Genomic DNA, 25,342 nt, shown 5'->3' with positions numbered 1-25,342 from the left:
AAGTACCCTCTCTATATAGGGTTCGGGGCTGATTCTGCACGCGTTTCGGCGCCGCAGGCGTTGGGGGGGATGGCCATGAGGATATACGGCGCCGCGGCGGTCGCCGCGCTGGCTGCAATCGCGTCGCCGGCGTCGGCGGCGCCGCCGGTCAGCAGCATCACGAATCCCGACTGGATCACCCTGCCGGGGCCCACGGACTTCGACAGGCTATACCCCAAGATCGCCAGCGCCTTGACGGTCGAGGGCTACGCCGTCATCGGCTGCCGCGTGAATGTCAGGGGCGAGTTGGAGGACTGCGGCGTCCAGCTCGAACGACCCAAGGATCTCGGCTTCGGCAAGGCTGCGCTCGCCATGAGCGCAAGCTTCAAGATGCGGCCGCAGACCGTGAACGGCTTGCCTGTCGACGGCGGTAAGGTTCGGATTCCCATCCGGTTCAGCCTCCCCGGCGAGAGGCCAGGCCCGCCTCCGCAACCTCCCGCTGGCGACGACCTGACGCAGGCCTATCGCATCGTCGATTCGCTACGGCTCTCCGACCAGGCGGTCGACGGGTTCGAGGCGAACGCCCGGCGCATCGAATTCACGCCCGATCCCTCGGCTTCGGAAGCGGTCCGCGGCGAAGCGGCGGACGCGCTGCGGGCCGCGCTCCAAACGCACAAGGCCGAGTTCCGGGAGAACGCTGCGCGCGCCTACGCATCCGTCTTCAGCCAGGGCGAACTGGCGGCGATGGCCGACTTCGCCGAAGCCCCGGCCTCGCGGGCGCTGACTGACAACGCAACCTATCGGACGATGATCGGCCTGGTCTTTCGAGATGCGCTGCGTGCGACGCTTGCCTATGCTCGTGACGCCTATTGCAGCGACAACAAGTGCCTTTCGCCCGCCGAGGTGGAACGGGTCTGGCGGCCGGACCGCGCCAAGGGCGTGATCGACAATCCGCAGTGGATCGAAGCGCCGAGCGAACAGGCGCTGCGCCTCGGCCGTCCGCCCGGCGCGGCCTTGCTGAACCTTTCCGGCGCCGTGCGCCTGACGTGTGCACTCGACGACGACGACCGGCCGCTCGACTGCGTCGTGGAGGATCAGGCGCCCGCAAATCTTGGCTTCGGCGACGCGGCGAAGAGTCTCGCTCCGAAATATCGGCTCAACTCGGTCCAGAGGCCGTCGCGGACGCCCGCGACCGGGGTCGTCGTGCGGGTCGGGTTCGGCGCAACGGAATCCGACGCCGCATTTCAGCCTCCGCCCGCCCGCTCTGCTGCTGCGCTCGATCTGGCCCGCCAGTTGCAGGACGTCGACGCCCTCTCCACGCAGTTCGAGGCCGGCGCGAACACATTCGTATCGGCCGCCGAGCACGGAACGGAGTTCGACAAGTCAGTCGCAAGGGCGTTTCGCGACGCGCTTCGGAAGGTTGAGCCCGAACTGCTCGAACATAGCGCCACGCTGATGGCCGCCGAATTCACCGAAGAACAGCTCGCCAGCCTCCTGAGATTTCGGACCTCACCCGCGGGCAAGGCGCAGGCCGAGAGGACGAAGGAACTGGCGACCGCGCTGGGGAACGCTTGGCGTTATGTCGCCTGGCGGATCGACGAGGACGCCCACGCCCGGTTTTGCGAGTCCCGCGAGTGCGTCCCGCCGCCGAGCGCCACCGCGCCTCCGCCGCCAGAGAAGCCCGCGCCGGGCCGATAGCCCTCCGGCCCGCTCAGCCCGCCGCCGCCGCCCCCGGCGGGCCGGCCGCCAGCATGGCGCGCCAGGCGTCGGGCGACATGAAGCCGGTGTACTCCTGCTGCATCTCCGGGGTCAGCACCTCCAGCATGACGGCGTTTTCGAGCCAGAACTCGATGACCCCGAACACCCCGCCGCGCTTGCGGTACTTCGACAGCCAGCCTTCGCGCGCGGCGATGGCCTGCACCGCCTCGGCGCTCAGCGGCGAGGCGATGGCCGCGTGGGTCGCCACATGCCGGGCCGGCGACGGGTTCATCGCCGCCGTGGCGTCGGCGTCGCCCTCGGCGGGCCGCAGTTCGGCGCCGGCCGGATAGACCTCCATGGTCGTGCCGCGTTCGTCGCCGGCCATGGCGACCCAGGAACCCTGCGCCACCGGCGGGAAGGGAAGCGCCTCGCCGCCCCACAGCTCGGCGATGACGGAGGCCACGTGGCGGGGATCACGGGCGGCGATGGACAGGTGGAAGATCATCTTGGTCTCGAAGTTCGTGGTTTCGTGGGACGTTTTGTAACGCGACTTTACAAGTTGTCACGCGAAATTTCAGGCGGTAGTGCTGGGTCATGCCGACCGAAACCCCGCCGCCCTCGCTGCGCGAGCGCCAGAAGGCCCAGACCCGCAACCTGATCGTCGACGCCCTGGTCGCGGCCATGGCGGCCGGCGAGCTGGAGCAGGCCACCCACGACGCGCTGGCGAAGCGCGTCGGCGTCTCGCGCCAGACGGTCTACCGCCACTTCCCCGACCGCGAGAGCCTGATGGCGGCGCTGTGGGAACGGCTGAATCCGCGCTTCTCGGCCGCCGGCCTGCCCACCGAGGAAGGGGCGCTGACCGCCCTCCTGGGACCGATGTACGCCGCCTTCGACCGCGACGCCGAGCTGATCACCATCGCCCAGAGCACGCCCCAGGGGCGCGCCATGCGCCTGTCGGTGCGCGCCAAGCGCTCGGCGGCCTTCCGCCAGGCCACGGCGGCGGCGACCGAGGGATTGTCGGACCGGGAGGCGACGATGGCGGCGGCGGTCATCCAGCTGCTGCACGGCGGCCAGGCCTGGATCGAGATGCGCCAGCAGTGGGGCCTGTCGGGCGCGGAGATCGCCAAGGCCTGTGGCTGGGCGATCCGGACCCTGCTGGCCGACCTGCACGCCCGCGGCGGCCGGCCCCTGGCGGACGACGACGCCGCGCCCTAGCCTGTCCAAAACGGAATTGGGGGAGCGAACGATGAACCGCCTGCGGGTGCTCGGGATCCTGGCCGCCGGCCTGCTGGCGGCGGCCGCGACGGCGGCGTCGGCCGAGTCCGTGCTGTTTGTCGGCAACAGCTTCACCTTCGGCGCCCGCTCGCCGGTGATGCGGTTCCGGCCCGACAAGGTCACCGACCTCAACGGCGAGGGGATCGGCGGCGTGCCGGCCCTGTTCCGGACCTTCGCCGAGGAAGCCGGCCTCACCGAGGACGTCTCGCTGGAGACCTCCCCCGGCAAGCCGCTCTCCTGGCACCTGGCGAACCGCCGCGCGGTGATCGACCGGGCCTGGGACGTGGTGATCCTCCAGGGCTACAGCACGCTCGACCCGGCCAAGCCCGGCGATCCCGCCGCCCACATCCAGGCCGCCGCCGAGCTGGCGCGGATCTTCAAGGCCGCCAACCCCAAGGTGAAGGTCTATCTGGAGAGCACCTGGTCGCGGGCCGACCAGACGTTCAGGCCCGAAGGGCACTGGGCCGGCCGGCCCATCGAAGCCATGGCGCAAGACCTGGCGGCGGCCAGCGCCCAGGCGCTCAAGGCCTCGCCCGACCTGACGGCGGCGATCCCGGTCGGGACGGCCTGGACCCGCGCCGTGCATGCCGGCGTCGCCGACCCCAACCCCTACGACGGCATAGACTTCGGCAAGGTCAGCCTCTGGACCTGGGACCAGTACCACGCCAGCGCCGAGGGCTATTACCTCGCCGCCCTGGTGATCTTCGGCCAGGTCACCGGCGTCGATCCGCTGAGCCTGGGCGCCCAGGAGCAGGCGGCCGTCGACCTCGGCCTGTCCCCGGCCATCGCCCAGGGCCTGCGCCAGGCGGCCCACGACGAACTGGCGGCGCGCTGACACTCGGCGCACCGCAAAGGGTTCCGCGCCCGCGTTGAGCAGAGATTGAGCGACGGCCGCCCCGCGTCCTATGGTGGAGCTGCGCGGACATCGCAGCGGCAAATTTCGGGGGATGAATGGTTTGGCGGATCGCGGTGGCGGCCCTCGCGGCTCTGGCGTCGACCGCCGCGACAGCCGGGCCCGCAAAGCGCGCGACAGTCACCAACCCGGATTGGGAGACACTGCCCAGCCCACAGGCACTCGCCGAAAACTATCCGAAGATAGCCAACCATCTTGGCATCGAGGCGCTCGTCATCGTCGAATGCAAGGTCAATCCCCTGGGCCGGCTGGTGGGTTGCGGGGTGGCGTCGGAGGAGCCGGCGGGGCTCGGCTTCGGCAAGGCGGCTCTAGCCATGAGCCAATGGTTTCAGATGCGGCCGCAGCTGTTCGACGGGAGGCCGGTGGATGGCGGGGAAGTTCGAATTCCCATCCGTTTCAGCCTCCCCGAGGATCGGACAGCCGCAGAAGCCCCCCCGGAGCCAACGAGCCCGGGCGCCCTTCGCGAAGGTCTGCGTCTGGTCGACGCCATGGATGTCATGGCGTCCCTCCCGAAGGTCGAAGAGGCTCTGCTGTCCGACGTGAAGGCCGATGCCGACGCGCCGGCACTGGCGACCAGCGCGGCCGAAGCGCTGCGCTTCGCACTCGCCGCCCGTCGCGACGATCTCCGTCAGGTCTACGCGCGCGCTCTCGCCTCGGTCTTCAGCGTCGCAGAGATGGCCGCGATCGCCGATTTCGCCACGGGCCCGGGCCGCGAGATCAAAAGCGACACGCGCTTTGCGGCTCTCCAGCGACAGATCGGCGCCGACTTCCCACGCGCGTTCCGTGTCGCATCCCACGACGCCTTTTGTCGCCGCGACGCCTGCCTAACCGAGTCCGACGCGAAACGGATTTGGCGCGCGGCCGAACCGGACGATGAGCGGATCGACAGCCCGAAGTGGTTATCGGAGCCGTCTGCAAAGGACATATCGAGCTCGAAACCCGACGTCGCCCAGCTCGTCGGGCTCGATGGCGCCGTCCGCGCGAGTTGCGCGGCATTGAAGGACGGGCGGTTGGATCATTGCGTTGTGGAGGAAGAGTTCCCTTCCGGTCTGGGCTTCGGGGCGGCGGCGCTTGAACTGGTCGACAAGTATCGCCTCGCGTCCGGCGCCGAGGGCAAGCAGGTCACCTTGCGCATTGGTTTCAATTCACCCCCGCCGAGCGAGCCCGTCGCGCTGCCAACACCCCGCACGACCTCGGCTGTCGAGCTCGCGCGTAGGCTCGGGCGCGGCGACGAAACCATGGAAACCTACCGCCGCAAAATCGAGGCGCAGCTGCTGGTGATCCAGGGCCATACGCCCGACGGCGCCGACCCGAAGACCTTCGAAAGGCTCATCGAAGCTTGTCGCCAGGGCGTGCGGGAGGCGCTCGATGTCGTGCAGGAAGAGAACGTCGCCGCCCTTGCCGCGACGTTCAGTGAAGACCAGCTGACCGCGCTTCTGGCCTTCCGAGACTCGCCCGGCTGGAAGGCGCAGAAGGAGCGTGGGGACAAGGCCGAAACAGCGCTGTTGAACGCTCTGAAATATGAGATGGAGCGCGTCACAGACGACGCGCGCAGAGAGTTCTGCAAGACCCGGGCGTGCGGAATCGACGTCGCAGCCAAACCAAAGGCTCACCCCACCGCGGCCAGCCCCGAATCCTCGACGCGGTAGCCCTGGGCGCGGCCGGCCAGGCCCTCGAACAGCATCTCGTCCGTGCCGGTCAGGAAGGCCTGCAGGCCCAGGGCCTCGATCTCGTCGAACAGCGCCGCGCGGCGGCGAACGTCCAGGTGGGCCGCCACCTCGTCCAGCAGCAGGATCGGCGCGGGCTGGCCCTCCGCGCGGGCCAGGCGGGCGGCCTGGGCCAGCACGATGTTGAGGATCAGCGCCTTCTGCTCGCCGGTGGAGCACTCGGCGGCCAGCCGGTCCTTGCCGAGGTGGACCACCGACAGGTCGGTGCGGTGGGGGCCGACCAGGCCGCGCCCGGCGGCGGCGTCGCGGTCGCGGCCCTGGGCCAGGGCGCGGGCGAGCCGGTCCTGCAGGTCGTCGAAGGCCGCCCCCTCCAGCGCCAGGCGCTCCCACTCCCCGGTGAGCGACAGCCGCGCCTGCGGGAAGGGCCGCTCGCCGCGCGTGGCGATCTCGGCCGACAGCGCCCCCAGCGTGCGCGCGCGGGCCATGGCCATCAGGGTTCCGCGCTCGGCGAGCTGGGCCTCCAGCGCCTCCAGCCAGGCGCGGTCGGGCGACCCGTCGGTGAGCAGCCGGATGCGTTCGCGCATCGCCTTCTCGTAGGCCTGGACGTTGCCCGCGTGCGGCGGCTCGCCGGCGTAGGTCAGCCGGTCGAAGAAGCGGCGCCGGTCGCCCGCGCTCTCCAGGAACAGCCGGTCCTGCGCCGGGGTCAGCCACACCTGCCGGACGTGGTCGGCCAGCCGTCCGGGCGGCGCCGGCTCGCCGTCGACCCGCACCAGCCGCCGGGCGCCGCCGGCCTGCTCGACCCCCGTCCCCAGCCGGGTCTCGTCGTCGCCCGCGCGCACCACCGCCGACACGGCCCAGGCGCGGCCCTCGCGCTCGCCGGGCAGCCGCCGGCCCATCTCGGTCAGCACCGTGTTGCGCAGGCCGCGGCCGGGAATGAGGAAGCTCACCGCCTCCAGCAGGTTGGTCTTGCCCGCCCCGTTCGGCCCGGCGAGCCATACCGAGCGGCCGTCCATCTCCAGGCTCAGGGCGGCGTAGGACCGGAACTCGGTCAGGGAGAGGCGGGTCAGGACCGTGCGCACGGGCGGTGTTTAGCCTCGCCCCCGGTCAGCGTCGATGCCGCGCCAGATGCAGGCCGCCCGCGAGCACCCCGCCCAGGACGAGGCCCAGGGCCGACGCGTAGAGCGCCGTCGCGGTCCAGGCCAGAAGGCCGCCCACGTGAGCTACGTCTCCGAGCGCCGTGGCCATGGCGTGGGCCAGGTCCGGGATCACCGGCGCGTGGTAGTGCTCAAGGGCGTGCAGCAGGATGCCGCCGCCCACCCACAGCATGGCCACGGTCCCGATCCCCGACAGGGCCGAGAGCACCATCGGCATCGCCTTCACCAGCGCCCGGCCCACCCGGCGGGCCGCCGCGGCCGGGCGGCGCGCCATGTGCAGCCCGATGTCGTCCATCTTCACGATCAGGGCGACGGCGCCGTAGACCCCGACGGTCATCAACAGGCCGACGAGCGCCAGGGCCCCGGCCTGAACCAGCAGCGGCCGGTCGGTGACGCTCGACAGCGAGATCGCCACGATCTCCGCCGAGAGGATCAGGTCGGTGCGGATCGCGCCCGACACCTTCTGGCGCTCCAGTTCCGCCGAGCCCAGGGCCAGTTCGCCCGCCTCGTCGGCATGGTCCTCGTGCAGGATCGCCTCGAGGATCTTCTCACCGGCCTCGAAGCACAGATAGGTCCCGCCCAGCACCAGGATCGGCGTCACCGCCCACGGCGCGAACGCGCTCAGCGCCAGGGCGCCCGGGACCAGGAACAGGAACTTGTTGCGCAGCGACCCCACCGCGATCTTCCAGACGATCGGCAGCTCGCGGTCGGGGGTGAAGCCCATGGCGTAGCTGGGGGTGACCGCGGCGTCATCGACGACCGCGCCCACGGCCTTGGTCCCGGCCTTGCCCGCCGCGGCCGTCACGTCATCGAGCGAGGTCGCCGCCACCTTGGCGATCGCCGCCACGTCGTCGAGCAACGCCACCAGTCCCGACGCCATGCGCCACGTCTCCCCGTTCCACGCCCGGCTAGGCGGTTGCGGGCCCGGCGTAAAGAGCCATCCGGTCGGTGGCCAGAGAACCACGGATGACACGGATTTGACGGATGCGCCCGACGCATCCGGACGCCATCCGTGTTCATCCGCGAAATCCGTGGTTCGTTTCTCCGCGCGACCTTCCGTTCATGTCCGAATTCCGCCAGCGGGATGTCACAGCGCTCCCCATATCCACGTCCTTGCGCCGAACGACGCATCGAGGATGGGGAAATCCAATGAGCCAGGCCACCAAAGCCGCCGACTTCGCCAAACTGCACCAGGGGCCCGACGTCCTGGTCCTGCCCAACGCCTGGGACGCGGCCAGCGCCGCCGTGGCCGCCGACGCCGGCGCCGAGGCCATCGCCACCTCCTCGGCCGCGGTCGCCTGGGCCCACGGCCAGGCCGACGGCGACATCCTGCCGGTGGAGGTCACCTGCGCCATGGTGGCCGAGATCGTCCGCGCCGTGGACGTGCCCGTGAGCTGCGACTTCGAGGGCGGCTTCACCGACGACCTCGCCACCCTGGCCGACAACATCACCCGCGTGATCGAGGCCGGCGCCGTCGGCATCAACTTCGAGGACGGCGCCCGCGATCCCGACCTGCACGCCCGCAAGGTGGCCGCCGCCCGCGCCGCCGCCGAGAAGGCCGGCGTGGCCCTCTACATCAACGCCCGCACCGACATCTATCTGAAGGGCCTGGCCCAGGGCGACGCCGCCGAGGCCGAGTCGATCCGGCGCGGCCGGCTCTACGTCGAAGCCGGCGCCAGCGGCGTTTTCGTGCCCGGCGCGGTGGACGCCGGTCTGATCGGCCGCCTGGCCGCCGCCATTCCCGCGCCGCTGAACGTCATCGCCTGGCCGGGCGTCCCCGACGCCAAGGCGCTGGCCGGGCTGGGCGCACGCCGCCTCAGCGCCGGGACCGGCACCTTCCGCGCGGCCTTCGCGGCCCTGTCGCGGGCGACCTCGGCCTTCCTGGCCACCGGCGACTCCGCGGCCCTGATCGCCGCCGGCGAAGGCGCGCCCCAGCTCCAGAAGCGCTTCAGCCGCTAGGGCCTGATCCGATCAACATATTGAAAATATTATGGATCGTCATGGCCCGGCTTGTCCGGGCCACCCATGAACACAGGGCGCGCAGACGAGGACGCGGCGGCGACGCCAGACCGGCCGATGTCCGTGTTCATGGGTCGCCCGGACAAGCCGGGCGATGACGGCGAATATTGGTGGCATTGAGGCCCAAACCTCGGCGCTGTGAATCCCCCTCACAACCGTCGTGAGCAGGGATCGATTCCTGCGGGCCGGTTTGCGCCCTAGGCGGGGTCCGGGGGTCCGGCGCGTTCCGTGCGCCGCACTCTCGCCCGGACCTGTGACAGAAGAATCGATCCCAGCTTGCCCGTCTCCAAAGCCCGCCTGGGCGGCCTCGCCGCCGCCGCCGCGCTGATCCTGGCCACGCCCGCCGCGGCCGCCGTCATCGCCGCCAGCACCTTCGACGACGGCGCCGAGGGCTGGCTGGACGGCGATTTCACCGTCGGCAATTCGACGGGCCCGGTCGCCTACGACCCGGCCGGCTTCATCACCGTGGCCGACGCCTTCCCCTACAACGCCTTCCTGGCGCCGGCCGCCTTCCGCGGCGACCAGCGGGCCGCCAACCGCGGGACCCTGAGCTTCGATCTCGGCGACGACCTCAACGACGGCGACGTCGTGACCGCCCTCGTCACCTTCCGCAGCGCCGGCCAGCTCTACTACGGCGGCGTCGTCACGACCCCGCCGGCCGCCAGCGGCTTCACCCACTACGAGATCGTTATCAGCGCCGCGACCTTCCTCCTGGGCGACCCGGGCCTGTTGACCGGGACCCAGGTGTCCGAAGCCGCCTTCGCCGAGGCGCTGCGCCACGTCGACCAGCTGGCCATCAACGCCGACTTCCACAGCGGCGAGGACGCCGCGCGGCTCGACAATGTGGTGCTGACCTCGGGCGCGGTCCCCGAGCCCGCCGCCTGGGCGCTGGCCGTGACGGGCTTCGGCGTCATGGGCGCGGCGCTGCGTCGAGGCGGGCGCGCCGCGGCCTGACCCGCCGCACGTCCGGAATCGCCGCGCAGGACGGATGACCTGCCGTCCGCCGCGCCCTATCTTGGCGGCATGACCGACACCCTCGACGCCGCCCCCAAGACGCTGCCCGACCTGCCGCGCGACAACACCCAGGACGGGCCGGCGATCCGGCTCTACCTCGTGGACGGCTCGGGCTTCATCTTCCGGGCGTTCCACGCCCTGCCGCCGCTGACCCGCAAGTCGGACGGCCTGCCGATCGGCGCGGTGTCGGGCTTCTGCAACATGATCTGGAAGCTGCTGGTCGACATGAAGACCAGCGCCGACGCCCCGACCCACCTGGCGGTGGTGTTCGACCACTCCGAGAAGACGTTCCGCAACGCCCTCTACGACCAGTACAAGGCCCACCGGCCGCCGCCGCCCGAGGATCTGGTGCCGCAGTTCCCGCTGGTGCGCGAGGCCACCCGCGCGTTCGGCGTGCCCAGCCTGGAGCTTCCGGGCTACGAGGCCGACGACCTCATCGCGGCCTATGCCTGCAAGGTGCGCGACCTGGGCGGCGAGGTGGTGATCGTCTCGTCCGACAAGGACCTGATGCAGCTCGTCGGCGACCGGGTGTCGATGCTCGACACCATGAAGAACCTGAAGATCGGCCCCGACCAGGTGATGGATAAGTTCGGCGTCGCCCCCGACAAGGTGGTCGACGTCCAGGCCCTGTGCGGCGACTCGGTCGACAACGTGCCCGGCGCCCCCGGCATCGGGATCAAGACCGCCTCGGCCCTCATCAACGAATACGGCGACCTCGACACGCTTCTCGCCCGCGCGGGCGAGATCAAGCAGCAGAAGCGCCGCGAAACCCTGATCGAGTTCGCCGACCAGATCCGCCTGTCGCGCCAGCTCGTTCAGCTCGACTGCGACACGCCCCTGCCCGAGCCGCTCGACGCCCTCGTCGCCGACGATCCCGACCCCGAGGTCCTCCAGGGCTTCCTGGAGAAGATGGAGTTCCGCACGCTGGCCCGGCGCATCGGCGACGGCAAGGCGGGCGAGGCCGGCGGCGGCATCGCCGTCCCCGCCACCCCGGCGCCCGCCGCCAAGGCCCCCGAGGCGCCGGCCCAGGCGCCGATCGACGTCAACGGCTACAAGTGCGTCCGCGACCTGGCCGAACTCGACCGCTGGATCGCCCGCGCCTACGAGGCGGGCGTCGTCGCCTTCGACACCGAGACCGACGCCCTGGGCGCCGCCAGCGCCAACCTCGTCGGCGTGTCGCTGGGCATAACGCCGGGCGAGGCCTGCTACATCCCGGTGGGCCACGAGGCCGCCGAGGGCCTGGCCCTGGAGGAGACCGCCGACCTCACCCAGATCCCGCTGGACGAGGCCATCGCGCGGCTGAAGCCGATGCTGGAGGACCCCTCGGTCCTGAAGGTCGCCCAGAACGCCAAGTACGACCTGGCCGTGCTCTCCCGCTACGGCGTCGAGGTGGGGCCGATCGACGACACCATGCTGATCTCCTTCACGCTCGAAGGGGGCCTGCACAAGAGCCACGGCATGGACGAGCTCAGCATGCGCCTGCTGGGCCACGAGCCGATCTCGTTCAAGACGGTGGCCGGGACCGGCAAGGCGCAGAAGAGCTTCAAGCACGTCGAGCTGGCGCCGGCGACCTGCTACGCGGCGGAGGACGCCGACGTGACGCTGCGGCTCTGGCAGCACCTGAAGCCGCGGCTGGCGCACGAACACCTGGCCACGGTCTACGAGACCACCGAGCGGCCGATGCCGGCGGTGCTGGTCGGCATGGAGCTGGCCGGCGTGAAGGTCGATCCCGACCAGCTCCGCGTGCTCTCCAACGACTTCTCGGTGCGCATGGGCGAGCTGGAGGCCGAGGCCCACCGCCTCGCCGGCCGGCCCTTCAACCTGGGCAGCCCCAAGCAGATCGGCGACATCCTGTTCAAGGAGATGGGGCTGTCCTCGGGCCGCACCACCGCCACCGGCGCGGCCTCCACCGACGCCTCCATGCTGGAGGAGCTGGCCGCCCAGGGCCACGAACTGCCCCGCACCCTGCTCGACTGGCGCCAGCTCTCCAAGCTGAAGGGCACCTACACCGACAACCTGGTGGCCGCGATCAATCCCAAGACCGGCCGCGTCCACACCTCCTATTCGCTGGCGGCGGCCACCACCGGGCGCCTCGCCTCCACCGATCCCAACCTGCAGAACATCCCGGTCCGCACCGAAGAGGGCCGCAAGATCCGGCGCTGCTTCATCGCCGAGCCCGGCCACGTGCTGATCAGCGCCGACTACTCGCAGATCGAGCTGCGCCTGCTGGCCCACATCGGCGACATCCCCCAGCTCAAGAAGGCCTTCGCCGACGGCCTCGACATCCACGCCATGACCGCCTCGGAGATGTTCGGCGTGCCCGTCGAGGGGATGCCATCCGAGACGCGCCGCCGGGCCAAGGCGATCAACTTCGGCATCATCTACGGCATCTCGGCGTTCGGCCTGGCCAACCAGCTGGGCATCCCGCGCGACGAGGCCGGCGCCTACATCAAGACCTACTTCGAGCGCTTCCCCGGCATCCGCACCTACATGGACCGCATGACCCGCCAGGTGCGCGCCGAGGCCTTCGTCACCACGATCTTCGGCCGCAAGGTCCACATCCCCGCCGCCCGCGGGAAGAGCCAGGCCGAACGCGCCTTCGCCGACCGCGCGGCGATCAACGCGCCCATCCAGGGGGCGGCCGCCGACGTCATGCGCCGGGCCATGATCCGCATGCCCACCGCCCTGACCGACGCCGGCCTGAGCGCGAAGATGCTGCTGCAGGTGCACGACGAACTGGTCTTCGAGGCCCCCGAGGCCGAGGCCGACGCCGTCATCGCGGTCGCCCGCAAGGTGATGGAGCGCGCCGCCGAACCGGCCCTGCAGATCTCCGTCCCGCTGGTCGTCGACGCCCGCGCCGCCGCCAACTGGGACGACGCGCACTAGTGCGCGATCCGCCGAGGCGGAAGCCGGCGCGGCGAAGGGTTCGCGCGCGAGTTCAAGGCGTCGAGCCTCGGGGCCCCAGAGGGCGGCCGTGGCGGACATAAATGCGTCGAAGCCCGACCTCCGTGCGACGAAGCCGGACGCGCCCGCGCGCGCCGGGCTCTATGATCCGCCCGGAATGAACCCGCGTCGGACATGGCGATCGAACGTGCGCCCGGCGGCCCAGCTGTCGCTGGCGTTCACGGGCTTCAGCTACATCGTGTTCCTGGCTCCGGTGCTGATCGAGCCCTTCCGGTACCCGCCGATCGCCTATGTGGCGAACGTCGCCTCGGTCCTGCCGCACCTGGCGCTGTTCCCCGCGCTCTATCTGGCGATCTTCGCGAGCGTCTCATGGCCGCGGCTGCCCCGCTTCGGCGCGCTCGCCGTGGCCGTCCTGGCCTGCGCCTATCTGCACGCCAGCCTCGACATCATGCTGCTCAAGGCCCTGTTCGCCGCCCTGGCGCCCGGGCTGAAGCCGCCGGTGAACCTGTCGATCAACGTGATCATCTACGTCTGGCTCTACGCCTTCTTCGCCGCGATCGTGGGACTGATGATCTCCAACGAGGCGATGCGGATCCGCGAACGCCAGCTCGCCGAGGCGCGCGCCGCGGCCCAGGAGGCGCAGCTCGCCGCCCTCAGGTTCCAGCTCAATCCCCATTTCCTCTTCAACACCCTGAACGCGATCTCGTCGCTGATCCTCAAGCAGCGGAACGCCGAGGCCGAGCAGATGATGGAGAAGCTCAGCGACTTCCTCCGCGCGAGCCTGGCCGCCGACCCGAACCGCGCCGTCACCCTGGCCGAGGAGCTCGACACCATCCTGGCCTACCTCGACATCGAGAAGGTGCGTTTCGGCGACCGCCTCGTGGTGGAGATCGACTGTCCGGCCGGCCTGGGCTCGGCGAGCGTCGCCTGCTTCCTGCTCCAGCCCCTGGTCGAGAACGCGGTGAAGTACGCCGTCGCCCCGTCGCGGACGCCGGTGAGGATCGCGATCTCCGCGCGGCGGGCGGGCGACGACCTCGTGCTGATGATCGCCGACAACGGGGCCGCCGTCCCCCGCGCGGTCGCCGCGCCGGGCGCGGGCGTGGGCCTGGCGAACGTGCGGGCGCGGCTGGAGGTGCTGTACGGCGACCGCGGCCGGCTCGCGGCGGAGCCGACGGCGGACGGCTTCGCCTGCGTCGTCACCCTGCCCTTCGAGACCGAGGCCGGTCGGGCGGCGGCGGAATGAGCGACCTGCGCGTGGTGCTGGTCGACGACGAGCCGCTCGGCCTCGAGCGGCTGCGGGCGGCGTTCGAGGGCCTGGCCGGCGCGACCGTCGTGGGCGTGGCCGCCGACGGCCTGGAGGCGGCCGGAGTGATCGCGGCCCTGAAGCCCGACCTCGTCATCCTCGACATCCAGATGCCGGGCCAGGACGGCATCGCCGTGGCCGCGGGGCTCGACGCCGGGTCCGCGCCCGAGGTCGTCTTCGTCACCGCGTTCGACCACTACGCGCCCGCCGCCTTCGAGGTCGAGGCCGCCGACTACCTGCTCAAGCCGGTGAAGTTCGAACGGCTGCGCGTGGCGGTGGACCGTGCGCGCCGACGGCGGGAGCTGCGCGACCGCGCCGGCCGCGCGGCGGAACTGGAGAGCGTCCTGGCCAGCCTCAAGGCGGCGCAACGTCCCGACGCGCCCGCCGCCGGCTACGACGACGAGCTCTGGGCGCCCGGCCGCAACGGGATCGTCCGGGTCCCGGTCGCCGCCATCGACTGGATCGAGGCGGCCCGCGACTACGTCCTGCTCCATACCTCGGTGCGCAGCCATATCCTGCGCGCCACCATGGCCTCGCTCGAGAAGCGGCTCGACCCGCGCCAGATGCTGCGGGTGCACCGCTCGGCGTTCGTGCGGCCCGACGCGATCACCGCGCTGCAACGGCTCGGCAAGGGTCTCTACGCGGTGGTGCTGCGCGACGGCGCCGTGGTCCAGGTGGGCCCCACATACGCCGAGGACCTGCTGGCGGCCCTGCGTCTCGATCCGCCGCCGTTCGAGGCCGCCCCGGCCTGAGCGCGCCGCCGCTTTCGTCGAAACTTCGTCGCAGGCGCCGCGCGGATCGGCGAACCGCCGCTATTGAGCGCGCCCCGAAACGCCGACCGCCGCCTCGGAGCCCGCCATGCCTCGTCCCTCGCGCCACGCCGCGCCGATCCTCGTCGCCGCCCTGGCCCTCGCCGGGCCCGCCGTCGCCGGCGACTGCTGGGCGCCGACGCGCGCCAGGCCGGTGACCGGCGCCGGCGATGCGCTCGGCAAGCCGATCTACGCCCGCCTCAAGGGCGCGACCGAGGCGGCGGAACGGATGCTGCGCGGCGACCCTCGCCTCAACGCCATCCCGAACGTGCGCTATCAGGCCAATCGCTCCGTCACCCTGCCGGTCGTCGAAGGCGGCGCCTTCACGGCCAGCGCCTGGGTCGGACTGCACGCGCCGAAGGTCTGGGGGCCGGGCTGCACGCTGGACCAGGGCCGCGCCGACTATCTGACGCCGGCCAGCGTGACGCTGTCGTTCAACACCCCCGGCGACGTCGCCCACGCGTTGCCGTCGCCGCCGAACGAAGGCGGTCCCGCGGTGTTCCCGCTTTCCCCGCGGGACGCCGAGACCTTCGAGCGCACCGGCGTCATCGCCTACAACAACGCCGCCGTGCGGCTGTATCGGGCGGGGGGACGGCGCGCGATCGTCCCCTTCCGGGTTCGCGACCACCTCGCCTTCTGGGAGGCCGAGCTCCAGCGGATCTCCGCCGACGGCGGGGCGGAGATCGCCGATCCCCAGCTGGCCGGGCTGCGCGCCCGCCGCGCGGCGCTGTCGCCGGCCGAGCTCGACGCCCAGGCCGCCATCTCGGCCGCGACCTCGGGCGAAAGCCTCTGGGCCTACGCCGTCGTCGGAGCGCCCGACGCCTCGCCGCTCTACCAGATCGCGCCCGACCTGATGCGGCCCGTGGCCGACAAGGGCGCCGTGCAGGTGGTGGTCGCCGAGTACTCGATCGCCGAACCGCAGGCGGCGCCGGAAGCCGGGCTCCGCGCCTGGCTCGACGCGCTCGACCTGTCGCCGCTCGACGCCTTCCTCGCAAGATAGGAGCCGGCCCTTGTTCCGCACCCCTCTCCTCGCCTCGGCCGCGGCCGCGCTCGCCTTCCTGTTCGCCGGCGCGGCGCGGGCCGCCGAAGCGCCCGAGGACAATCTGTTCCTCCAGGAGAACGGCGCCCGCGTCTCCGGCTTCAGCTCAGAGTTCGGCTCGGGCTGGGAGGCCTCGAACCTGACCCCCTCGCGTTCCGACTACGACGAGGCCGGGGCGCCGGTGCGCGCCCTCATCTGGAGTTCGGCGAGCATGGCGCCCTTCCCGCACTGGGCCGTCATCCGCTTCGATCGCCCGACCTGGATCACCACCCTGGTGTTCGACAACCATCTCGACGAGGAGCCCGACCATCCGGGCATCTCGGCGCGCGAGATCGAGGTCTGGGCGGGGCCCGGCGAGACGACCCTGACCCGACGCGCGAGCTTCGAACTCGAGCGCAACAAGGCCGGCCAGGTCGTGCGGATCGAGCCGGTCGAGGCCGGCGCGGTGAAGCTGGTCGTCAAGTCGAACTACGGCCATCCCTGGTACACCGAGCTCGGCGCCACGCGGGCCTACGACGACGGCTCGCGGCCGGTCGCCGACAACGCCACCGACGAGGGCCGGGCGCGCAACCGGCGCGTCGCCCTGCGCATCGAGGGCCGCGCGCCCTAGGCCGGCCGCGCGCGCCGCTTCGTCGAATCTTCGTCGCGCCGCCCGCCCGCGCCGACGGCGCCGGGCTAGAGCGATCGGCGAGCGTGCGGCCTCCCTAGCCGCCACCTTCAATCAGGAGTGTTTCGTGTCAGCCCGTCCGTCCCTTCGCGTCCTCTGCGCTTCCGCCGCCTGCGCGGCCGGCATCTTCGCCGCGGCCGTCCCCGCCTCCGCCGCCGTGATGGTGGCCACCTATACCGGGGTGATTTCGAGCGGTTCCGACACCGACGACCTGTTCGGCCTGGGCGGCAATCTTTCGGGCGCCACGTTCTCGGCGAGCTTCACCTACGACACCTCGATCTTCGACTTCCACACCACGATGGACGACGGATCGAGCCACTACGACCGGATCAGCGGCTATTCCGAGAACACCCCGATCATCGCCGCCTCGGTGACCATCAACGGCGTCACCGACGTCTTCCGGCTCGATGGGGTCACCTACGACTTCGCCCGCCAGCAGTACAACCACACCCCGACCTACGACTATTCGATGAGCCAGGTCGCGGGCTACGACTACGACCCCGTGACGTCGGGCTATTCGTTCTACGAGTACGCCTATGTCGACTTCTACTCGGCGGCCGAGACCCCGACGAGCCTGACCGGGGCCTTCGACAGCGGGCCGTCCGCCGCGGCCTCCCAGGCCCAGTTCCTCAACTACGACGCCTTCAATCCCGACAAGGGCGGCTACGACAACTACTACGCCTTCGTCGGCGCGCCGACGCACCTCACGGTGAGCGCCGTCGACGCGGGCGCCGTGCCGGAGCCCGGCGCCTGGGCCCTGATGATCGTGGGCTTCGCGGGCCTCGGCGCGACGCTCCGCCGTCGCGGCGTCGCCTGCGGGCTCGCCTGACGCCACAGCCCCGCCGCGCGCCTCAGCGCGACGGCGCGCCTCGGGCCTGGAGGAACCGCCGGTCGGCGCCCTCCAGGCGCACGGCGGTCAGCACGCCGGTGAAGTAGACGCCGGTGTCCACATTGATCCGGTTGGCCTTCAGCTCCGGCTGCTCCGACGGCGTGTGGCCGTGGACCACCACCTTTCCGAAATCGGCGTCGGAATGCAGGAACTCGTAGCGGATCCACATCAGGTCGCGCTCGGCCTGTTCGGCCAGGGCCACGCCCGGCCGGACGCCGGCATGGGCGAACAGGTAGTCGCCGACCGTGACGCTGAGCCGCAGCCGGCCCAGGAACGCCCGGTGCGCGTCCGGGAGGATGGCGCCGAACCGCGCCTGCACCGCCTCGCCGCCCCAGGGGTCGACGCCATAGCTGCGCAGCGTGGCCTCGCCCCAGTTGTCGATCCAGGCCTGGGCGAAGCCGGGCTCCTCCAGGAACCGGATCATCGCGTCCTCGTGGTTGCCCTTCAGCGCAACCACCTCGAAGGCCGCGTCCGCCTCGGCGGCCAGGATCAGGTCGACCGCGCCGCGGCTGTCGGGTCCGCGGTCCACATAGTCGCCCAGGAAGATCAGCAGCGGCCGCTGGGCCGGCGCCGCCTCGGCGGCGTCGCGGCGGATCTGGTCGAGCAGCGGCGCCAGCGCCTCGGCGTGCCCATGCACGTCGCCCACGGCGTAGACCAGCCGGCCGCTGGTGGAGGGCGGCTTCGGCGAGGGTCTCTGTCCGGTCATGATGGAAGGTTCCTGGTGGAGCCGAGGGGAGTCGAACCCCTGACCTCCTCATTGCGAACGAGGCGCTCTACCAACTGAGCTACGGCCCCAGGAAGGCGCGGAATAAGGCGATTGCGGCCGTTCCTGTCAAGCGCCTCGAACGCCGCGGCCTTGCCTCCGCCGCAAAGGCCGGTAGAAGCGGGGCGATGGGCAGCTTCATCTTCAGCATCATCAGCAGCATCCTCACGCTACTGGTCTTTGCGATCATCGCCAGCGCGGTCCTTTCTTGGTTGGTGGCCTTCAACGTGGTCAACCTGCGCAACCAGTTCGCGTACTCAGTGGTTCGCACCCTTGATGCGTTGACCCGTCCAGTGTTGCGGCCATTCCAGCGGATGATTCCGCCGCTCGGCGGCGTCGACATCAGCCCGATCATCGCGATCATTGTCATTCAGGCAGCGCAACGCTTCCTGCTCCCGTGGTTGCACGGTCTGGTCTATCCGCTCATTGGCTGAGCCGAGTGCGCACCTGACCGTCCGCGTGACCCCGCGCGGCGGCCGCGACGCCGTCGAGGGCTGGACGCGCGACGCCGACGGCCGCCCCCTCCTGAAGGTGCGCGTCGCCTCGGCCCCCACCGACGGCGCCGCCAACGCCGCGGTGATCGCGCTGGTCGCCAAGGCGCTGGGCGTCCCCCGCTCGGCCGTCACCCTCGCCGCCGGCGCGGGCGCGCGCGTGAAGCGCCTGAAGATCGCCGGCGCTGGCGCCGACGACATCGCCCGGGCGTTCGGCGCGCCGTAATCGCCGCCCCGGCGGGAACCGGCGTCGATCCCGCGTGTTATTGCGAACGCCGTTCAACGACTTGCCTGTCGGACAGGAACGGCTCGATCGGCCCGGCCCACGAACCTGGCATCCCCGACCAAGGCCGGGCCGATCCCCTCCCCCGGTTCGCCGCCTGCGCCTGGAACGCCGCCGCCGTTCGCGTGTTGAACTCAGGCGTAGCTTTCCGAGAGGAGGAACCTGCCATGCCCGATGATGCCATGTCCGATGATGATGGCCCCCATGCGGGCAAGGGGCCCCGGGAATGGACCGCCGAGGACGCGCGCCTGCGCGCCGCCGTGGTCGCCCGCCTGACCGAAGACCGCCTGCTCGACGCCCGCGGCGTCCAGGTCTTCGCCGACGCCGGCGTGATCACCCTGGTCGGCGAGGCGCCGGGCGCCTCCGACGCGGCCCACGCCGAGATGCTGGCCCGCTCGACGCCCGGCGTCGCCGCCGTGCGCAACCTGCTCGCCCACCACCCCGGGACCCGGCGCATCGACCGGCCCGATCCCAACGCGCCGCCGCCCGGCCCCGACCATTGGGCCACCGGGTTCGTCAACTAGCGCGAGCCCGGGCTAAGCTGCGGCCATGAGCGACGCAAACTCCGGCCGCAGCGACCTCGCCCGGCTCATCGCCGACGCCCGCCGCCTCGTGGTCTTCACCGGCGCCGGCATCTCCACCGAGAGCGGCATCCCCGATTTCCGCAGCCCGGGCGGGGTGTGGAGCAAGATGAAGCCCATCTACTTCCAGGATTTCGTGGCCAGCGAGGAGCGCCGCCGCGAGGCCTGGACGCGCGCCTTCGGCGGCCGCGCCGGCTGGGTGGGCCGCGAGCCCAACGCCGGCCACCACGCCGTCGCCCGCCTGGTCGCCCAGGGCCGCTGCGCCGCCGTCATCACCCAGAACGTCGACAACCTGCACCAGGCCTCCGGCGTGCCCGCCGACCGGGTGATCGAGCTGCACGGCAACGCCAGCTACGCGACCTGCCTGGAATGCGGCCTGCGCCACGAGCTCGACGACCTCAAGGCGCTCTACGAGGCCACCGGCGACCTGCCCGCCTGCCGCGACTGCGCCGGCATCGTCAAGACCGCCACCATCTCGTTCGGCCAGGCCATGCCGGCCGGGCCCATGGCCCGCGCCGAGGCCGAGACCCTGGCCTGCGACCTGTTCCTGGTGCTGGGCTCCTCGCTGGTGGTCTACCCCGCCGCGGGCTTCCCGCTGCTGGCCAAGCGCAACGGCGCCCGGCTGGCGATCGTCAATCGCGAGCCCACCGACATCGACGCCTTCGCCGACCTCGTCCTGCACGATGAGATCGGTCCGGTGATGACGGCGGCGGCGCCGGCCAACTAATTTCGACCCGCGATCTTTTCGTCACGACATGGCCTTGATCGTTGGGCTAAGGGCTGCGCCGCATTCCTTTCGGAGTTCTTCGTGATCAAACCCGCCTTCGCCGGTCTGGCCGTGACCCTTCTCCTCGCCGCATGCAGCCAGGGCGGCGGCGACAGCGCCGGCCAGGGCGCCTACGCCGGCCTCGAGAAGGAGATCCTCGACTGGCGCGCCGACCTGGAGACGCACCACGTCGCCTGCCGGAACAAGGTCGAGGGCAAGGGCTGCGAGAGCTTCGAGGTGACCTGCAAGGCCGCTCAGGAGATCGGCCAGGACGAGATCGCCAAGGGCGTCACGGCCAAGGTCGTCGCCGCCATGCGCTTCAACGGCCGCAACGCCGACGGCTCCTCCGGCAAGCCCGGCTCGGCCTTCGCGCTGTTCTCCAAGACGGGCGGGACCTGGACGCGCACCGAGGCCAAGCCCGTCAACATGAGCAGCTGCGCGCCGCTCTAGCGCGCGATCCGCGGGAGCGGCGGCCGGATCAGGCCTCGGCCCGCGCGCCGATCAGCTTGCGCACCAGGGCGGCCTGACGGCGCGCCACCGGCACCTCGGCGCCCGACTGCAGGACCACCGCCGACGGCCCGCCCGGGCGCCGCGCCAGGCGCACGATGCGGTCGCGCCGCACCAGCGCGCCGCGGTGCACGCGCAGGAACGCGGCCGGATCCAGCTCGGACTGCAACGAGCGGATGGGCTTGCGCACCAGGAAGCTGCGTCCGCGGCTGTGGATGCGCACGTAGTCGCGCTCGGCCTCGACCCAGTCGATCAGGTCGACCGGCAGGCGCACGCGGTCGCCGCGATCCGGCACCCACAGCTCGCTCAGGAAGCCCTCGGCCGACGACTCCGCCTCGCCCGCCTGCAGCGCGGCCACCACCTGCTCCAGTTCGGCGATGCGCAGCGCCGCGGCGCGCGAGCCCAGGCTCTGGCGCGCCCGGTCCAGGGCCTCGCCCAGCCGCTCGAACTCCACGGGCTTCAGCAGATAGTCCACGGCCGCCAGCTCGAAGGCGTCGGCGGCGAACTGCGAGAAGGCGGTCACGAAGATGAAGGCCGGCGCGTTGTCGCGGCCCACCGCACGGGCCAGCTCCAGCCCCGACAGGCCGGGCATGCGGATGTCCAGCAGCACCACGTCCACGCCGCCGCGCCGGATCAGCTCCATCGCGTCGGCGCCGTTCGTCGCCTGGCCGACGACGACCGCATCGGTCATCTGCTCGATGGCCAGGACCAGGCGGCGCAGGGCCGGCGGTTCGTCGTCCACCAGCGCGATCCGCAGGGGCCCGGATTGCGCCGGTTCGGCGCGGGGCGGTGAGAGGTCGATCTTGGTCATGCCCGTTCCAGCGGAATCTCCACAGAGGCCAGGAAGCCGTGCGGCCGGAGCGGCCGGCAGGTCAGTTCGGCGGCCTTGCCGTAGATCAGGTCCAGGCGGCGGCGGACGTTCTCCAGGCCCAGCCCCAGCTTGGGCGGCGCCTGGCCTTCGCCTTGGCCGCCGTCGTCGGCGACCGACAGGCGCAGGCGGCCGTCCTGCGCCGCCGCCGAGATGGTGATGGTCACCGGCGCCGTCGAGCGCGCGACGCCGTACTTCACCGCGTTCTCCACCAGGGGCTGGAGGATCAGGCTGGGGGCCAGCGCGTCGCGCAGTTCCGCCGGGATGTCCTCGATGTAGTTCAGCCGGTCCTCGAAGCGCGCCTGCTCGATCAGCAGGTACTGGCGCTGGGCCTCGATCTCCTCGAAGAGCGGCGACTTGTCGGGCAGCTCCTTCTCCAGGGTGTGGCGCAGGAAGCTCGACAGCGACAGCACCACCCGCTCGGCCCGGTCGTTCTCGCGCGCCAGGATCAGCGACGACAACGCGTTCAGGGTGTTGAACAGGAAGTGCGGATTGATCTGGTAGCGCAGCATCCGGTTCTGCGCGTCGATCGCCAGCGCCTGGGTCGACACCAGCCGCAGGTTCTTCTCCTTCAGATCCTCCTCGTAGCGGATGGCGAAGTAGAGCGCGCACCAGGAGATGAACGTCCAGAAGAACATCGAGGCGGTGAACGCCAGCGAGATCGGCGTCAGCGGCTCCATCTTCCACAGGGGCGCGACCATGTAGAAGACGATGTAGTTCAGGTAGGAATAGGCGAAGCCGCCGGCGACCGAGAGCAGCGTGGCCGCCACCAGGCGCTGCCAGATCGGCCGCTCGGCCAGCGCCGACAGGATCCGCCCGATCGCCACGCAGGCCAGGAATCCGCAGGCGGCCATGAACAGCCGGCGAAGGGCCATCGAGCCGGCGTACGGCATCGGGTCCGCGAGCATGCGCGCCGTGACGATCACATAGGTCAGCGTCCAGAGGACGAAGTTCGCCACGAGATAGTTGTTGAGGCGCAGACGCCGCATGCCCACTCCCGGAGCCTCCGCGCCCCAGCGGCCGCCGTCGACGCTCCAACCGTTCGGCGGTCCTGGCCGCCAAGCGTCGCATTGTCGGGCATTTCGCGGCGCGACCAAGGCCGTTTGTCGACGCCAGGTCGCCGCTCGCCGCAAAGTCGCGCCGCTGGTCCGGCAAAACGGCCCCCCGGCCGCATTTCTCATGAGTCCGCCGCGGGCTCGGGCATGCTCCCGTCGAAGCCGTCTCCTCGGGAGGAATCCGCGCCGTGGCCGTTCGTCCGCCCTCGCTCCGGGCCATCGCCGCTTTCGAAGCGGCCGCCCGCCATGAGAGCTTCACCAAGGCCGCCGACGAGCTCAACCTGACCCAGAGCGCGATCAGCCACGCCGTGCGGTCGCTGGAGCTGCGGCTGGGCGTCGACCTCTTCGATCGCTACGGCCGCACGGTGGCGCTCACCGAGGCCGGCCGCGCCTTCGTCAGCCGCCTGAGGCTCAGCCTGAATCTGATCTCGGAGGCCTTCGAGACGCCCGCGCGGCCCGGCCGCGCCCGCCTGGTGGTGACCGCCTCGGCCGGTCTCGTCGAGCGCGTGCTGGCCGCGCGCCTGCCCGGCTATCTGGCCACCCATCCGGACCGCGAGCTCGAGCTGCGCACCGCGGCCGGCGTCGCCGAGGTCGGCGCCGGCGAGGCCGACCTCGCCGTGCTGTACGGGGCCGGCGCCTGCGCCGGGCTCACCCAGCGCCGCCTCGCCGGCGAAACGCTGTTCCCCGTGGCCGCGCCGGCCGCCGACCTGCCCCGCCGCCCCGAGGATCTCGTCCGCGCGCCGCTGATCCACCAGCCCGAACACCCCTGGCGGCTGTGGCTGGAGCAGGTGGGCCTGGGCGAGTTGCCGACGCCGGCCGCGCTCACGGCCGACAGCCACGGCGCGGCCCTGGCTCTGGCGCGCAGCGGGGCGGGCGTCTGCCTGGCGCGCGGCCTCCTGGCGCGCGACGACCTGCGTGCCGGCCGGCTCGTTCGCCTGTTCGAGGCCGAGGCGGCCCTGCCGGACGACTACGCCGCCGTCTGGAGCCCCGGCTCGCCCCGCGCCGACGCGATCCGCGCCTTCGTGGACTGGTTGGCCGGCGTGCTCGGCGAGACCGCGCCGCCGCCCGCGCTCCACGCCGCCTGAGGCCGCGCGGCGCCGGGCCGTTCGTTCAGCGGATCGTTTCCTTTTCCCGGGGCGCCGAGACCCGGCGCGTCCTGGCCTGGGCCTTGGGCTTGGGCAGGAGGCGGAAGCGCGTCTGGCACCAAGCGAAGTCGACGCCCACGTCCAGCAGCGCGTCGGACCGCCCGCACGGGCAGGCGTACTCCATGACCGCGATGACGCGGTAGGTCTCCCCGGCCTGCAGGGGCACCGCGCGCCCCGTCACATGGTTGGGGGCCGCGTTGACGCAGAGAACCAGGTCGCCGGGGCCGACAGCATCGCTCATGGTCTTCGTCCGTTTCCGAGGCGGAAGACTAAACCCTGATGCGCGAGGGGCAAAGTCGCCTCTCCGGACGCCTCAGGCCGGCGCCTCAGGCGGGCGCCTTGCGGTAGGTGAAGTCGAAGCTCGCCGCCCAGGTCTTCCCGCCGTCGTCCGACTGTTCCCCGAACTGGCGCACCGAGCCGTCTTCGCCGGGCGTGTAGGTCATGCGCACGCGGCGGTCGGGATGCTGCGCGTCCGGCCAGGTCCCGGTCAGCACCATGGCCACGTCGTTCCAGCCGCCCTCGAACTCCGCCCAGCCGCCCGAGGCGTCGGTCCAGGTCTGCCGCCAGGCCCGCTTCAGGGCGTCGTAGCCCGACAGGCTGCCGCCCGCCCCGCCCTGGAGCGGCGCCCAGTTCTCCCGGATCGCGCAGCCGTCGTAGAGTTTCTCGATCAGGCTGTGGGCGACCACCTTGTCGCGGCCGGTCACCCTCACGTCCCAACGGCCGACCCAGAAATCGAACTGGCCGAATTCCGATGCGGCGCAGGGCCCGGGCGCCGGGGTCTGGGCCCCGGCCGGCGACGCGCCGAGGCCGAGGATCGCGCCGGCCAGCGCCGCCAGGGTCGCAGGAAGTCTCATCGCCGTCCTCCTGAAACGAAAGAGGCCCGGATGGCGAACCATCCGGGCCTCCCGAGGCTGTCGCCCCGTCTCTAGAAGTCCGCCGTCAGGCCGATGAAGGCGTAGCGGCCGAAGGAATCATAGAGCTGCGGCCAGGTGTTGCCGTTGCAGGGCCCGGTCGGGCAGTTCGACGAACCCGTCAGCGGCGGATCCTTGTCGAACAGGTTGTTCACGCCGGCGCGGAAGTTGAGGTTGTCCTTCACCGTCCACGTCGCCGTCAGGTCGAAGTAGTCGCGCGAGCCGAGCACCCGGTCCGATTCGTACTGCAGCCCCGGGTTGTTGAGCGCCGGATCATTGCTGTAGGCGTCCAGCTTCACCTTGTTGAAGTGACGCCATTGCAGCGACAGGGCGAAGTCGTGGAACCAGTCGCCCGCCTCGAACGGAGTGTTCCAGGTCAGGCGGACCTTGTGGCGCCAGGTCGGGTTCGGCGAGGTCAGGCCGCCCGAGACCGAGCAGATGGTGCCGTAGTAGCCGGCGCAGTCGTAATAGGGGTCGCCGGGCAGGGTCTGGGTTTCCAGTGTGTCGAGCCAGGTGCCGACGAAGCTGATGTTGATCCCGCCGCCGTTCTCGATCCCGATCATGTCGAGGTCGGTCCGGTACGACGCGTTGAAGTCGATGCCCTTCGTGCGCAGGGCGCCGGTGTTCAGCGTCGTGTCGACG

At 71.4% G+C, this 25,342-nt stretch carries 27 protein-coding genes and 1 tRNA gene; 18 read left to right on the top strand and 10 right to left on the bottom strand.

The window, feature by feature from the left end:
• Positions 1–75: 75 nt before the first annotated feature.
• Positions 76–1,677 carry a TonB family protein gene (locus tag GC203_RS07095; RefSeq protein ID WP_293452819.1) on the top strand — a complete coding sequence of 534 codons (1,602 nt, stop codon included), beginning with the start codon at positions 76–78 and terminating at the stop codon, positions 1,675–1,677.
• Positions 1,678–1,690: 13 nt separating this feature from the next.
• Here GC203_RS07095 and GC203_RS07090 read toward each other — a convergent pair whose 3' ends face one another.
• Positions 1,691–2,182 carry a hypothetical protein gene (locus GC203_RS07090; RefSeq protein WP_293452818.1) on the bottom strand — a complete coding sequence of 164 codons (492 nt, stop codon included), beginning with the start codon at positions 2,180–2,182 and terminating at the stop codon, positions 1,691–1,693.
• An 89-nt stretch (positions 2,183–2,271) separates the two neighbouring features.
• On the opposite strand from GC203_RS07090, the gene GC203_RS07085 reads away from it, so the two are divergent.
• From GC203_RS07085 to GC203_RS07075, 3 genes are all read left to right on the top strand, one after another.
• Entirely contained in the window at positions 2,272–2,892 is a 621-nt protein-coding gene (locus GC203_RS07085; RefSeq protein ID WP_293452817.1) for a TetR/AcrR family transcriptional regulator, read from the top strand.
• Between the two features lie 31 nt (positions 2,893–2,923).
• Complete coding sequence (locus GC203_RS07080) at positions 2,924–3,787, top strand: DUF4886 domain-containing protein (RefSeq protein ID WP_293452816.1); 864 nt, start codon at positions 2,924–2,926, stop codon at positions 3,785–3,787.
• 116 nt (positions 3,788–3,903) lie between these two features.
• Positions 3,904–5,514 carry a TonB family protein gene (locus tag GC203_RS07075; RefSeq protein WP_293452815.1) on the top strand — a complete coding sequence of 537 codons (1,611 nt, stop codon included), beginning with the start codon at positions 3,904–3,906 and terminating at the stop codon, positions 5,512–5,514.
• On the opposite strand, the gene recF is transcribed toward GC203_RS07075, so the two are convergent.
• Both recF and GC203_RS07065 read right to left on the bottom strand, forming a co-directional pair.
• Positions 5,475–6,611, bottom strand: a complete 1,137-nt coding sequence (gene recF / locus GC203_RS07070; RefSeq protein ID WP_293452814.1) for a DNA replication/repair protein RecF — start codon at positions 6,609–6,611, stop codon at positions 5,475–5,477. The two genes, GC203_RS07075 and recF, sit on opposite strands and share 40 nt — an antisense overlap.
• A 25-nt stretch (positions 6,612–6,636) precedes the next feature.
• Positions 6,637–7,566, bottom strand: a complete 930-nt coding sequence (locus GC203_RS07065; RefSeq protein ID WP_293452813.1) for a DUF808 domain-containing protein — start codon at positions 7,564–7,566, stop codon at positions 6,637–6,639.
• Between the two features lie 269 nt (positions 7,567–7,835).
• On the opposite strand from GC203_RS07065, the gene GC203_RS07060 reads away from it, so the two are divergent.
• The 8 genes from GC203_RS07060 to GC203_RS07025 all read left to right on the top strand — a co-directional run bounded on the left by GC203_RS07060 (position 7,836) and on the right by GC203_RS07025 (position 17,270).
• Positions 7,836–8,645 (top strand): isocitrate lyase/phosphoenolpyruvate mutase family protein, encoded by an 810-nt coding sequence (locus GC203_RS07060; RefSeq protein WP_293452812.1) that lies wholly within the window; start codon positions 7,836–7,838, stop codon positions 8,643–8,645.
• Between the two features lie 336 nt (positions 8,646–8,981).
• Positions 8,982–9,659: a laminin B domain-containing protein gene (locus GC203_RS07055; RefSeq protein WP_293452811.1), complete on the top strand. Its 678-nt coding sequence runs from the start codon at positions 8,982–8,984 to the stop codon at positions 9,657–9,659.
• A 69-nt stretch (positions 9,660–9,728) separates the two neighbouring features.
• Entirely contained in the window at positions 9,729–12,605 is a 2,877-nt protein-coding gene (gene polA / locus GC203_RS07050; protein ID WP_293452810.1) for a DNA polymerase I, read from the top strand.
• A 175-nt stretch (positions 12,606–12,780) separates the two neighbouring features.
• Complete coding sequence (locus GC203_RS07045; protein ID WP_293452809.1) at positions 12,781–13,866, top strand: histidine kinase; 1,086 nt, start codon at positions 12,781–12,783, stop codon at positions 13,864–13,866.
• Positions 13,863–14,678, top strand: a complete 816-nt coding sequence (locus tag GC203_RS07040) for a LytTR family DNA-binding domain-containing protein (RefSeq protein WP_293452808.1) — start codon at positions 13,863–13,865, stop codon at positions 14,676–14,678. Before GC203_RS07045 ends, GC203_RS07040 begins: the two co-directional genes overlap by 4 nt.
• A gap of 106 nt (positions 14,679–14,784) precedes the next feature.
• A complete protein-coding gene (locus tag GC203_RS07035; RefSeq protein ID WP_293452807.1) occupies positions 14,785–15,735 on the top strand; it encodes a hypothetical protein in 951 nt (316 codons plus the stop codon).
• Between the two features lie 10 nt (positions 15,736–15,745).
• Positions 15,746–16,384 carry a hypothetical protein gene (locus GC203_RS07030; protein ID WP_293452806.1) on the top strand — a complete coding sequence of 213 codons (639 nt, stop codon included), beginning with the start codon at positions 15,746–15,748 and terminating at the stop codon, positions 16,382–16,384.
• Positions 16,385–16,508: 124 nt separating this feature from the next.
• On the top strand, positions 16,509–17,270 hold the full coding sequence (locus tag GC203_RS07025) for a PEPxxWA-CTERM sorting domain-containing protein (RefSeq protein WP_293452805.1): 762 nt from the start codon (positions 16,509–16,511) through the stop codon (positions 17,268–17,270).
• Positions 17,271–17,292: 22 nt separating this feature from the next.
• On the opposite strand, the gene GC203_RS07020 is transcribed toward GC203_RS07025, so the two are convergent.
• Both GC203_RS07020 and GC203_RS07015 read right to left on the bottom strand, forming a co-directional pair.
• Positions 17,293–18,036, bottom strand: coding sequence for a metallophosphoesterase family protein (locus tag GC203_RS07020; RefSeq protein ID WP_293452804.1), 744 nt, complete (start codon positions 18,034–18,036; stop codon positions 17,293–17,295).
• Positions 18,037–18,049: 13 nt separating this feature from the next.
• A tRNA-Ala gene (locus GC203_RS07015) sits at positions 18,050–18,125 on the bottom strand.
• A 96-nt stretch (positions 18,126–18,221) separates the two neighbouring features.
• Here GC203_RS07015 and GC203_RS07010 point away from each other — a divergent pair.
• The 5 genes from GC203_RS07010 to GC203_RS06990 all read left to right on the top strand — a co-directional run bounded on the left by GC203_RS07010 (position 18,222) and on the right by GC203_RS06990 (position 20,664).
• Positions 18,222–18,527 (top strand): YggT family protein, encoded by a 306-nt coding sequence (locus GC203_RS07010; RefSeq protein WP_293452803.1) that lies wholly within the window; start codon positions 18,222–18,224, stop codon positions 18,525–18,527.
• The gene (locus tag GC203_RS07005; RefSeq protein ID WP_293452802.1) at positions 18,520–18,810 is read left to right on the top strand and encodes a DUF167 family protein; all 291 of its coding nucleotides are present in this window, start codon (positions 18,520–18,522) and stop codon (positions 18,808–18,810) included. The genes GC203_RS07010 and GC203_RS07005 overlap by 8 nt, the downstream gene beginning before the upstream one ends.
• 224 nt (positions 18,811–19,034) lie before the next feature.
• Positions 19,035–19,391, top strand: a complete 357-nt coding sequence (locus GC203_RS07000) for a BON domain-containing protein (RefSeq protein ID WP_293452801.1) — start codon at positions 19,035–19,037, stop codon at positions 19,389–19,391.
• A gap of 25 nt (positions 19,392–19,416) precedes the next feature.
• Positions 19,417–20,175, top strand: a complete 759-nt coding sequence (locus GC203_RS06995; protein ID WP_293452800.1) for a Sir2 family NAD-dependent protein deacetylase — start codon at positions 19,417–19,419, stop codon at positions 20,173–20,175.
• A gap of 81 nt (positions 20,176–20,256) precedes the next feature.
• Positions 20,257–20,664, top strand: coding sequence for a hypothetical protein (locus GC203_RS06990; RefSeq protein WP_293452799.1), 408 nt, complete (start codon positions 20,257–20,259; stop codon positions 20,662–20,664).
• A gap of 28 nt (positions 20,665–20,692) precedes the next feature.
• Here GC203_RS06990 and GC203_RS06985 read toward each other — a convergent pair whose 3' ends face one another.
• Together GC203_RS06985 and GC203_RS06980 are read right to left on the bottom strand one after the other, a co-directional pair.
• Positions 20,693–21,532, bottom strand: a complete 840-nt coding sequence (locus GC203_RS06985; RefSeq protein WP_293452798.1) for a LytTR family DNA-binding domain-containing protein — start codon at positions 21,530–21,532, stop codon at positions 20,693–20,695.
• Positions 21,529–22,578, bottom strand: a complete 1,050-nt coding sequence (locus GC203_RS06980; RefSeq protein ID WP_293452797.1) for a histidine kinase — start codon at positions 22,576–22,578, stop codon at positions 21,529–21,531. Before GC203_RS06980 ends, GC203_RS06985 begins: the two co-directional genes overlap by 4 nt.
• 254 nt (positions 22,579–22,832) lie before the next feature.
• Here GC203_RS06980 and GC203_RS06975 point away from each other — a divergent pair, with 254 nt between their 5' ends.
• Positions 22,833–23,729: a LysR substrate-binding domain-containing protein gene (locus tag GC203_RS06975; protein WP_293452796.1), complete on the top strand. Its 897-nt coding sequence runs from the start codon at positions 22,833–22,835 to the stop codon at positions 23,727–23,729.
• 25 nt (positions 23,730–23,754) lie between these two features.
• Here the strand turns inward: GC203_RS06975 and GC203_RS06970 are convergent, their stop codons facing one another.
• The 3 genes from GC203_RS06970 to GC203_RS06960 form a co-directional block, all read right to left on the bottom strand.
• Positions 23,755–24,030, bottom strand: coding sequence for a hypothetical protein (locus GC203_RS06970; RefSeq protein ID WP_293452795.1), 276 nt, complete (start codon positions 24,028–24,030; stop codon positions 23,755–23,757).
• Between the two features lie 85 nt (positions 24,031–24,115).
• Entirely contained in the window at positions 24,116–24,643 is a 528-nt protein-coding gene (locus tag GC203_RS06965) for a hypothetical protein (RefSeq protein WP_293452794.1), read from the bottom strand.
• 71 nt (positions 24,644–24,714) lie between these two features.
• Positions 24,715–25,342, bottom strand: a 628-nt coding sequence (locus GC203_RS06960; RefSeq protein ID WP_293452793.1) for a TonB-dependent receptor, incomplete at its 5' end; no start/stop codon positions are given.

This window comes from Phenylobacterium sp. (assembly GCF_016124325.1).
GTDB lineage: Bacteria > Pseudomonadota > Alphaproteobacteria > Caulobacterales > Caulobacteraceae > Phenylobacterium.
Note: the sequence above shows the minus strand (reverse complement) of the source record. Positions and strands in the feature narration are given on the sequence as shown.